Genomic DNA, 7870 nt, shown 5'->3' with positions numbered 1-7870 from the left:
GTGCGTACCGGGCTGAGAGGCGGTGTAAGTGAACTGTAGTTGCCATGTTTTACGGCAATGAGAGCAGAGATAGCGCTGATGTCCGGCAGTGCTTTTGCCGTTACGCACCACGCCTTCAGTAGCGGAGCAGGAAGGACATCTGATGGAAATGGAAGCCACGCAAGCACCTTAAAATCACCATCATACACTAAATCAGTAAGTTGGCAGCATTACCACCTGCTACATATAGATTAACAATCTTCGGTGCTTCATGTTATTTTTTGCACTCTGTGACCGTTATCCTGTGGTGAAAATACAATCTGGTGCAGACTGTCATGGTACATTTCCGAATAAACTGGTTGCGCCAGAAAGGGAAAGGGTCATAAAGGTTAAGGGGGCGATAAGGGTAACAGCGCCTGGCCTGAAAGGGCCGAAAACCAAAGGGCCAGGAACTGGCGCAGTCCTGAACAGGTAGAGCGGCGGGACGCTGGCGCAGATAACCGATTTACAGGGGCTGGTGCAGATTATTTTGTCTCTGTATAGCTGGTGCAGTGATAATGTGTATCAGGAAAGATTGCCCGGTATTTTATTGCGCACTTTTTTGGAAGTATTAAGTGGTAATTCCGTGGAAATATCGATAATTGATAGCTTTTCACCTTCCGTGATTAACATGTTAATCACGGAAGGTGGCTGCCTGTTGAAAACAGATGCATTGATAGGTTTCTCCTGAAATTATTGGAAGCAAAATAATTTCAGGCTTATATCTGTCTGGTCTCTGAATATCTGATGCAGTTCTTACAGGTCCCAGAGTATAGGGTCAGGAGATATTCTGGAGTATTAATTGGCATTTCCGTGAAAATATCACGTATTGATAGCTTTTCATCTTCTGTGATTTGCGGGCAAATCACAGAAGGTAGTTATCTATCAATAATGTATTTATTAATAGGCAATCGCCTGAAAATATTCTACTGGAATAATTTCTGGTACTTACCTATCGATAAGTAGTTCATTGATTGGTTTTCACCCAAAATTATTTGGGGCCAAATATTTATAGATGTTTTCCGATTGATAATAACAAAAAAACGGCAATATCTATCAACAAAAAAAAGCAGATCCCGGTCAATCAGGATCTGCTTTTCCAGTTTTAATGATTTACGCTATTTCTGATTCAGGCTGCCTCATGCTGCCGCGCATAAATGTACGGCGCGACATACCCCTCGCGGCACACATCCAGATAATCCGACCACCACTGCATCATGGCCTTTCGGGCCTCCAGATGCTCCGCCTTATGCACATATGCCGCACGCACGCTGTTGCGCTCCTGGTGGCTCATTTGCCGCTCCACTGTATCGCGTGACCACAGATCCGACTCCACCAGGGCGCTACAGGCCATTGCCCTGAGTCCATGCCCGCAGATTTCAGTTTTCGTATCATACCCCATCAGACGCAGCGCCCGGTTGGTGGTGTTTTCGCTCATTGGCTTGTACGGATTATGGTCGCCGGGAAACACCAGATCCAGATGGCCGGAAAGCTCCTGTATCTGTTTCAGAATGGCAATCGCCTGGCGGGAGAGCGGTACGATATGCGGGGTGCGTATTTTTGCGCCACGCCCCGAAAACCGTACTTTATCAATGGCCTCGCGGGTTGCGGGGATGGTCCAGATTTTGTGCCTGAAATCAATCTCACTCCAGCGGGCGAAACGCAGTTCGCTGGAACGGATGAACAGGTGCAACGTCAGCACCACCGCCAGCCGGGTTAACTCCCGGCCCTGCCGGTAGTCGCCAATGCGGTCAAGCAGTTCAGGCAATCGCTCCAGCGGTAAAGCGGGATAGTGATTCTTGACGGGGGAGGCAGTTACACCTTCCAGATGCTGCGCCGGATTACTGTCGGTAAGTCCCTGCTGAACGGCATAGCGCATGATGTTGCTGAGTTGCTGCCGGGTTCGGGACGCGACTTCCAGAAAGCCTTTATTCTCGATAACCCGCAACAAAGCCGTGAAATCCTGCGTTTTAAGCGCAGCAACGGGCAGGTGACCAACCGCCGGGAAGATATGGTTTTCCATACTGGCGAGAATACGGGCGGCATAATCAGCCGACCATTTTTTGTTGGTTTTGTGCCAGGCCAGCGCCACCGCCTTAAAACACTTTTCAGGGGAGCAGGCGGATTTCTCTGCCATGCGCTGTTGCGCCGGGTTGATATTCTGCGCCAGTAGCTTGCGGATACCGTCGCGCTGTTGCCTGGCTTCTGCCAGTGAGACCAGCGGGTATGCGCCAAGACTGACTCTGGATTCTTTTCCGTTGAAACGATATTTGAGATACCAGATGCGTGAACCGCCCGGATTGACGAGCAGATACAGACCGTGAGCGTCGGAGAGTTTTACCGGACGGGAAGAAGGTTTTAACTTGCGGATTTTAGAATCGTTTAAAAACATTTGGGGGTCACTCCAGAATCGAACCAAACTGACCCCAGATCTGACCACCAAATTATCCCGATGCGGAGAGAAAACCAGATACGCACCGGGAAGGATTTTCACGCCAACTTACTGAATCGTAAACAAATAGAGACGTACAGATAAGCATGAAAACTTGAATTTGGCTCCTCTGACTGGACTCGAACCAGTGACATACGGATTAACAGTCCGCCGTTCTACCGACTGAACTACAGAGGAATCGCTGTTGAGGCACATCTTAACGGCGAAAAATCTTTTGTCAAACCCGATTTTTAAATTCCCCAACTGTTTGCCGTTTCTATCAACAGTTTGTTGCATTTGCAGACAATTTGTTGGCGAAAATCTTTGCAGCTTTGCTGATTCTCCCTCATTATTTGAAATGTGGTTTCACTTTCTGCAATTAAGGTCGGCTTTGAATATCTCCTCTGCTTTACGCCAGGTTGTTCACGGCACTCGCTGGCACGCTAAACGCAAGAGCTACAAAGTGTTGTTCTGGCGCGAGATAACCCCACTTGCTGTTCCTATCTTCATGGAGAATGCCTGTGTCCTGTTGATGGGGGTTCTGAGCACTTTTCTGGTCAGCTGGCTGGGAAAAGATGCGATGGCCGGCGTGGGATTGGCGGACAGCTTCAATATGATCATTATGGCTTTTTTTGCTGCTATCGATCTTGGTACTACTGTCGTTGTGGCATTTAGTCTCGGTAAGCGGGATCGACGACGAGCGAGGGTGGCGACGCGGCAGTCATTGGTGATCATGACGTTGTTTGCCGTACTGTTGGCAACGCTTATTCATCATTTTGGCGAACAAATTATTGATTTCGTCGCGGGTGATGCCACGACAGAAGTTAAAGCACTGGCGTTGACTTATCTGGAGCTGACGGTACTCAGTTATCCAGCAGCTGCCATCACTCTTATTGGTAGCGGGGCACTTCGTGGTGCAGGGAATACGAAAATACCGCTATTGATTAACGGTAGCCTGAATATTCTTAATATTATTATTAGCGGCATATTGATTTACGGCCTTTTCTCTTGGCCGGGACTGGGATTTGTCGGGGCAGGGCTGGGTTTAACCATTTCTCGTTATATTGGCGCAGTTGCAATTTTGTGGGTGCTGGCGATTGGTTTTAATCCTGCGCTAAGGATTTCGTTAAAGAGCTATTTTAAACCGCTGAATTTTAGCATTATCTGGGAAGTCATGGGGATTGGTATTCCCGCGAGTGTCGAATCAGTGTTATTTACCAGTGGTCGGTTATTAACCCAAATGTTCGTTGCCGGGATGGGGACCAGTGTTATTGCCGGAAATTTTATCGCGTTTTCAATTGCGGCTCTTATCAACTTACCCGGAAGTGCGCTCGGCTCTGCTTCTACGATCATTACAGGCCGAAGGTTGGGGGTAGGGCAGATAGCGCAAGCAGAGATTCAGTTGCGGCATGTGTTCTGGCTTTCCACTCTTGGATTAACGGCCATCGCCTGGCTAACGGCTCCCTTTGCCGGGGTTATGGCATCGTTTTACACCTAGGATCCACAGGTTAAACATGTCGTTGTGATTCTGATTTGGCTAAATGCTTTATTTATGCCTATTTGGTCCGCCTCATGGGTGCTACCCGCTGGATTTAAAGGTGCTCGTGATGCCCGTTACGCCATGTGGGTTTCGATGTTGAGCATGTGGGGTTGTCGGGTTGTAGTCGGTTATGTGCTGGGAATCATGCTTGGCTGGGGTGTGGTTGGTGTCTGAATGGGAATGTTTGCCGACTGGGCTGTGCGGGCCGTGCTGTTTTACTGGCGAATGGTTACTGGACGTTGGCTATGGAAATACCCTCGACCCGAGCCGCAAAAGTGTGAAAAAAAGCCAGTTGTGTCGGAATAAACGACAAAATGCAGATTATTTCAGCAAACGATTTCAAATTTAAAAAACAGGCTTTGACATTGTGGGTGGGCATCGCTAATATTCGCCTCGTTCTCACGATTCCTCTGTAGTTCAGTCGGTAGAACGGCGGACTGTTAATCCGTATGTCACTGGTTCGAGTCCAGTCAGAGGAGCCAAATTTTAGTTTTGAGACATCTCTATGAGTCTCAAAACAGTTAAAAAATAAAAATTATTTTTACCCGGTTACCTTGTAAAAAAGTGACCGTTTTTTTTGATTTCTGTGTTTCGTGCGCTTAATCGAGTCTCACGCTTTAGTGAGCAAGTTGCCCCCACCAACAGACATCACGATTCGCAAGGTCAAAAACTCTGTTCCATGAAGTACCGTACAAAGATAAAGAGAAAAATGCCTTATGCGGGATGTCGCTATCGCGTCTTTATCGGGAAACTATGCGTAATTGCCACTTTGCCTTCTGTAATCAGAAAAAGAAGAACTGGAATTTTAATAAATATTATTTCTCTGGGAACGGGGATTTTTTATAATCAATATGACGAGTTGAACATTATATTTTTTATAAGGGTTATATGAGATTAAAGAAATCTGCCGTAAAGACAGATTTCTTTAAAATATAATTAGAGATTTGCGACGTTATGATAAACTTTTTGTACATCGTCGTCATCTTCAAGGGCATCAACAAGCCCTTCAAAGATTTCTAAATCTTCTGGGGAAAGCTCAACTTCAGATTGCGCAATCATTTCTAATTCTGTTGTTGAGAACTCAGTGATTCCAGCTGCTTTTAGAGCCGCGATTCCTTTATGAAGGTCAGTAGGTTCGGTATAAATAACAATGTTACCTTCTTCTTCAGTCACATCACGAACATCAACTTCAGCTTCAAGTAAAATTTCAAAAATATGGTCAGGGTCTGATCCTTTAAATACAATCACACCCGTATTGTCAAACATATAGCTGACAGAACCTGCCGCTCCGATATTGCCGCCTTTTTTATTGAAAATTGTGCGAACGTTAGCAATCGTACGGTTAACATTTGAAGTCAATGTCTCGGCGATAATCATTGAGCCATTAGGACCAAAGCCTTCATAACGGCCCTGCACGAACGTTTCATCTCCGCCGCCTTTGGCTTTATCAATTGCTTTATCAATAACGTGCTTTGGAACTTGTGCCTGCTTTGCACGTTCAATAACGAATTTTAAAGATGTGTTTAATTCTGGATCGGGTTCACCTTGTTTAGCAGCAGCATAGATTTCTACACCGAATTTTGCATAAATTTTAGACGTTGCACCGTCTTTAGCCGTTTTTTTAGCAACAATATTGGCCCATTTACGTCCCACTGGAATGATCTCCTCGAAAATTTATTTACATTACTGGTAAATCGTTAACATGTGTTAAATCAGCATATTATATCATAACAGGAAAAATCTCGTCTATTAGAAATAAAAATATTCTAAAGCCATAATCTTATATTTTGTTTTATAAAAACTAATGTTGTTGGCGGGATTTTTTATAATTATATTTTGAAAGCATACATGCTTTTAATATGCGGAAATCATTAAGACGATAATGAAACTCGCATCTGCCCAAGGAAGCAAACAGCCCGCGTTGATTGCAGGCTATTTGCCAGATGTCTTACTTAATCCTTCACATCTATTTCTGATGAGAAGGTTCAGAACTTATTATCGGAACGGCGGCTCATTAAAGGTTCGTAATTTACGTGAATGCAGTCGGTCGCCTTCTGCGCGCAGCAAATCGATCGCCCGAATGCCAATTTGTAGGTGTTCGGAAATAGCGCCTTCATAAAAACGGTTAGCCTGACCGGGAAGTTTAATCTCGCCATGCAACGGTTTATCTGAAACACACAGTAGTGTCCCGTATGGCACGCGGAAACGATATCCTTGCGCGGCAATGGTTGCACTTTCCATATCAATTGCTACGGCCCGGCTTAAGTTAAAACGAAGTGCAGAAGCTGAGTAACGTAATTCCCAGTTCCTGTCATCTGTGGTTACCACAGTACCAGTACGTAGCCGCTGTTTGACTTCCTCACCGGGCCTGCCACTCACCAGCTTGGTGGCGTCATAAAGCGCACGTTGCACTTCAGCAATGCTCGGAATAGGAATATCGGGCGGCAGAACCGCATCAAGAACGTGGTCATCGCGTAAATAAGCGTGTGCAAGTACATAATCGCCAATGGCCTGACTTTCACGTAATCCGCCACAGTGACCAATCATCAACCAGACATCCGGGCGTAGCACTGCCAGATGATCGCAGATGGTTTTAGCATTTGACGGTCCTATGCCAATATTCACCAGAGTAATACCCTGACCATCGGCGGTAATTAAATGCCATGCTGGCATCTGATGTTTTTTCCATGCAAGGTCGGAAATGGCTTCTTCTGGCGCTTCGGTTTCGGCGGTGATCCAGTTCCCGCCAGCACAAGAAAGGGCAATGTAGGGACTATCAGGATCGAGGATCTGGCTGCATCCCCAACGAACGAATTCATCCACATAACGTGTGTAGTTGGTAAACAAGACGAACGGCTGAAAATGTTCAACTGGCGTACCGGTATAATGGCGCAACCGTGCGAGGGAAAAATCGACGCGGCGCGCATCAAAATGCGATAGCGGGGAGAATTCAGTTGGATGATAAATGCCGTCTGCAGTTTCATCGCCAATTTGCGCCAGTTCTGTTGTCGGAAAGTAGCGAGTTAACCCAGCGCTCATTGAGCGATCAAGTGTCAATTCAGAGCCATCGATGACATAAGGATAAGGGATTTCATGCTGCGAGGGTTGCACTGAGATATGCGCACCATAATCCTGATACAGCAACGTAAGTTGTTCATTAAGATACGAACGAAAGAGAGTAGGGCGAGTAATCGTGGTGGTGTAGCTGCCTGCGTGGGTAAAGCGACCAAATGCGCGCGTTTTGGGGGGATTGGTTGTGCTACCGTCCCAGGTTACGGTCAGTGATGGATAGACAAAAAGACCTTGTTTGCGGGCGTTTTCATCAGGTAATTCGCCACTTGTAATATAGTTGCCAATGGCGTTGCGTAATGCGACTACAGATTGCTCATACAGCGCGTCGAGTTTATCCAGTGCCTGAGCTGGGTGGATTTGCCCCTATATTTCCAGACATCTGTTATCACTTAACCCATTACAAGTCCGCTGCCGCAGATATTCCCGTGGCGAGCGATAACCCAGCGCACTATGCGGATGCCATTCGTTATAATGCTCGAACGCCTCTGCAAGGTTCTTTGCTGCCGTTAACCCGTCTGGTTTGGGCATGATACTGATGTAGTCACGCTTTATCGTTTTCACGAAGCTCTCTGCTATTCCGTTACTCTCCGGACTCCGCACCGCCGTGTTCTTCGGTTCAAGTCCCAACATCCGGGCGAACTGGCGTGTTTCATTAGCCCGGTAGCATGAACCATTATCCGTCAGCCACTCCACTGGAGACGACGGAAGATCGTTGCCGAAGCGGCGTTCCACCGCTCCCAGCATGACGTCCTGTACTGTTTCACTGTTGAAGCCGCCGGTAGTCACCGCCCAGTGCAGTGCCTCACGAT

At 46.7% G+C, this 7870-nt stretch carries 5 protein-coding genes, 2 tRNA genes and 1 pseudogene; 2 read left to right on the top strand and 6 right to left on the bottom strand.

Features of this window, described 5'->3' with window-relative positions:
• The 3 genes from BFF42_RS07085 to BFF42_RS07065 all read right to left on the bottom strand — a co-directional run.
• Positions 1–159 (bottom strand): IS1 family transposase (locus BFF42_RS07085; RefSeq protein WP_032277379.1); only part of this gene is annotated, 159 nt, incomplete at its 3' end.
• 988 nt (positions 160–1147) lie between these two features.
• Positions 1148–2410: a tyrosine-type recombinase/integrase gene (locus BFF42_RS07070; RefSeq protein ID WP_039059174.1), complete on the bottom strand. Its 1263-nt coding sequence runs from the start codon at positions 2408–2410 to the stop codon at positions 1148–1150.
• 161 nt (positions 2411–2571) lie between these two features.
• Positions 2572–2647 (bottom strand) — tRNA-Asn (locus tag BFF42_RS07065).
• A gap of 160 nt (positions 2648–2807) precedes the next feature.
• Here BFF42_RS07065 and yeeO point away from each other — a divergent pair.
• Both yeeO and BFF42_RS07055 read left to right on the top strand, forming a co-directional pair.
• Positions 2808–4295, top strand: a pseudogene (yeeO, locus tag BFF42_RS07060) (toxic metabolite efflux MATE transporter YeeO).
• 100 nt (positions 4296–4395) lie between these two features.
• A tRNA-Asn gene (locus BFF42_RS07055) sits at positions 4396–4471 on the top strand.
• A 454-nt stretch (positions 4472–4925) separates the two neighbouring features.
• Here the strand turns inward: BFF42_RS07055 and BFF42_RS07050 are convergent.
• The 3 genes from BFF42_RS07050 to BFF42_RS07040 all read right to left on the bottom strand — a co-directional run.
• Positions 4926–5642: a YebC/PmpR family DNA-binding transcriptional regulator gene (locus BFF42_RS07050; RefSeq protein ID WP_000532912.1), complete on the bottom strand. Its 717-nt coding sequence runs from the start codon at positions 5640–5642 to the stop codon at positions 4926–4928.
• A gap of 342 nt (positions 5643–5984) precedes the next feature.
• Positions 5985–7418 (bottom strand): AMP nucleosidase, encoded by a 1434-nt coding sequence (amn, locus tag BFF42_RS07045; protein WP_039059176.1) that lies wholly within the window; start codon positions 7416–7418, stop codon positions 5985–5987.
• A gap of 6 nt (positions 7419–7424) precedes the next feature.
• On the bottom strand, positions 7425–7870 hold a 446-nt coding region (locus BFF42_RS07040), incomplete at its 5' end, for an integrase core domain-containing protein (RefSeq protein WP_146753247.1).

The sequence above is a fragment of the Shigella sp. FC1661 genome, from assembly GCF_001712525.1.
GTDB lineage: Bacteria > Pseudomonadota > Gammaproteobacteria > Enterobacterales > Enterobacteriaceae > Escherichia > Escherichia coli.
The sequence above is the reverse complement of the archived record's forward strand: the minus strand, read 5'-3'. Positions and strand labels throughout refer to the sequence as shown.

What these genes read in the sequence shown, in the direction of transcription:
- BFF42_RS07070 (WP_039059174.1), bottom strand. Translation starts at nt 2,410, where the DNA reads ATGTTTTTAAACGATTCTAAAATCCGCAAGTTAAAACCTTCTTCCCGT.